The sequence below is a fragment of the Furfurilactobacillus curtus genome, from assembly GCF_045862785.1.
GTDB lineage: Bacteria > Bacillota > Bacilli > Lactobacillales > Lactobacillaceae > Furfurilactobacillus > Furfurilactobacillus curtus.
This window is the reverse complement of sequence record NZ_BQXO01000060.1, coordinates 1-526: the sequence shown is the minus strand read 5'-3', so window position 1 is coordinate 526 and position 526 is coordinate 1. Positions and strand designations below refer to the sequence as shown.

1 protein-coding gene is annotated in these 526 nt (G+C 48.3%); it reads left to right on the top strand.

What is annotated here, in order from left to right; genetic code table 11:
* Window positions 1–526, top strand: a 526-nt coding sequence (locus tag ACKTR2_RS10440; protein ID WP_407885076.1) for a mucin-binding protein, incomplete at both ends; no start/stop codon positions are given.

The window sequence follows — 526 nt, the reverse complement described above, 5'->3', positions numbered from 1 at the left end:
ATCGACAGACGGGTCATTCAGTCGCTACCGCAGTGACCCAACAGGTAACTTTTGTACGTACTGCAATTATTGACAAGGTAACTGGTGCGTTGTTAGGTTATGACACCACTGGTGACGGCCAAGTCGATACGTCCGATGCAGATGAAGCTTGGCGGATCGAAGGATCTAACCAATTAGCCACGGTAGTTTCACCGGATCTCGTTGCTGATGGCTATCAGGCCGCTGATCCACAAAGTGTGAATGCATTGACACTAACGAATAGCTACAGTGGTGATCCGGCCATGATTGTGAATGTTTATTATGACCACGCAACACTGCCGGTAACGCCAACTACCCCAGGTCAGCCTGGTCAACCAATTAATCCGAATGAGCCAAATGGGCCAAAATGGCCAGCAGGAACGGATCAGGCGGATTTAAGCAAAACTGTGACTCGTACGATTAACTATTTGGATCGACAGACAGGTCATTCAGTCGCTACCGCAGTGCCCCAACAGGTAACTTTTGTACGTACTGCAATTATTGACAA